Below are 2197 nucleotides of genomic sequence, written 5' to 3' on the forward strand. Positions count from 1 at the left end.
GCCGAGCGGCTGGAAGTCGCCGGCCCTGAGCGGGAGGCTGCCCTCACGGGCGATGCGTTCGCCGATGTATTCGAGGCGTGAGAAATCGGCATTGGGTGGCGTGGTGTCGCCGATCGAGGCAACGAAGTGGTGGCCCGGCGCTACGGCCTGGAAAAATCCGTCCATGTAGCTCTCGAGCTCTTCCCAGGTCGAGGATTCCTCCAGCAACAGCATCTCCGGGATGCCGCCGTGGATGGTCAAGTGCCCGGGCCGGCACCACTGGTCGTAATAGTCCCCGATGCGCACCTTGGTCATGGGCCAGGGCGTCACCGCATCGGCCACGTCCATGCGGCTGGCGGCCACCAGGTCCATCAGGCCCTGGTTCTCGCCGTCGGGGTGGATGACCATGATGATGCCTTCTGGCCTGAGACGGTCGGAGGCCTTGTGGCACCAGGGCAAAAAGTATTCCTGGTAAAGGCTGGGGTAGGTGATCATGTCGTCGACGTTGGCCGACCAGGCCACGGCGTCGGCGCCTGAGCCCGCCAGCACCTCGATGATTTTCTCGTAGTAGCCGGCCAAGGCCTCGCAAAGCGCCGCCATCTTTTGCGGATGGTCGTGATGGTGGAGGTAGAATTCGGTGGCGTCGAGAAAGGTCTTCTGGATGTAGTGCAGCGGCGAGGTACAGCCCAGGCCGGCAGCGAAAGCCACGGCGACGCCGTCGCCGGCGATGAAGTCGCGCCAGGCGTTGTAGCGCGCGTAGGCCGGCTTGACCGCCATGTTGCCGAAGATGTGGGCCAGCGGGGCATAGTCCTCGGGCCCCTTGATGGCGTGTTCCTTGACCCAGGCGATGGAGGCGCCGGCCTTCTTCATCTCGGCGGTGAGGCCGTGGCGCACGCTGACCATGCCCACCGGCGTGTGGTACTCGACGTGCGTCATTTCTTCCTTTTCGTCGTTCTCCAGGTTGACCCGGATATCCACGTCGGCGGGGAATTCGACCCTGAAGGGGACTTCCTTGAGATCGAATATTCCGATGCCTTGATGGTAATTATCTTCGGGCCTGGCCGGCTTTTGGAACTCGGGAATGAACTTGTGCAGCGGCCAGCCCAGGCTGCGGTGGATCTCCTCGACGCTCATGCCGGCGAAGCGCTGGGGCAGCGTGCCGGTCAGCACCTTGGCGTTGTGCCAAAGGTCGATGCGCGGCACCCAGGGCATGGCGTCGACGGTCTCGCCCCGGAAAACGGCCATGATCTTGTCGCGATGGTTCATGCCACCCAACCCCGTCTAATCGTGGAACTCGTCGCGGATGGCCAGGATATCCGGCAGCACGCGGCTGAACACAGGCACCAGTTCGGAATCGAAATGGACGCCGGCGTTGTCGACAACGTAAGCCCGAGCCTGCTCGATGGGCCAGGCCTTTTTGTAGGGGCGTTCCGAGGTCAGGGCATCGAAGACGTCGGCCAGGGCGCAGATGCGGCCCTCGATGGGGATGTCCCCGCCGGCGAGACCCTTGGGATAGCCGCTGCCGTCCCACTTTTCGTGGTGGCTGAGCGCTATGGAGCGCGCCATCCGCATCGACTTCGAATCGTGCTGGCCAATGATTTCGGCACCGATCTCGGGGTGGCGGCGCATGATTTCCCACTCCTGGGCGTCGAGACGCCCGGGCTTGAGCAGGATGCTGTCGGGGATGCCGATCTTGCCCACGTCGTGCATGGGGCTGGCCTGCAGTATCATTTCGGCCCTGCCTTCGTCGAGCCCGGCGGCCAGGGCCAGCAGCCGGCAGCCCTTGCTTATGCGGATGATGTGCATGCCGGTTTCGTTGTCGCGGTATTCGGTGGCCCGGCCCAGGCGGTGAATGATCTGCAGCCGCGTCTCCTCCAGCTCTACGGTGCGCATCCGCACCTTGGCCTCGAGGATCTCGGCCTGCCGGCCGCGTTCGTTGTAAAGCCCGCGCACCTCCAGCATGTTGCGGATGCGGTTCAGCACCTCTTCCTGGTCCAGGGGCTTGTTGAGGAAATCCTTGGCACCTTCGCGCAAGGCCCGCATCCGGGTTTCGCTGTCGGTCTGGGCCGTCAGTACCAGGATGGGCAGGTAGTCGTCGGCAACCAGTTCGGCCAATTTGGCCATCACTTCGAAGCCGTCCATCTTGGGCATGCGGATGTCGAGCAGGATCAGATCGAAATTCCACTCGCGAAAGAGCGTCGCGACCTGGGTGGGATCG

2 protein-coding genes are annotated in these 2197 nt (G+C 63.7%); both read right to left on the reverse strand.

Annotated features, from left to right (window positions below):
• Nucleotides 1-1245 (reverse strand): uroporphyrinogen decarboxylase family protein (locus QGG75_00005; GenBank protein ID MDP6065629.1); only part of this gene is annotated, 1245 nt, incomplete at its 3' end.
• Nucleotides 1246-1260: 15 nt separating this feature from the next.
• Nucleotides 1261-2197: response regulator (locus QGG75_00010; GenBank protein MDP6065630.1), on the reverse strand; the 937-nt coding region annotated here is incomplete at its 5' end.

This window comes from Alphaproteobacteria bacterium (genome assembly GCA_030740435.1).
Classification (GTDB): Bacteria; Pseudomonadota; Alphaproteobacteria; order UBA2966; family UBA2966.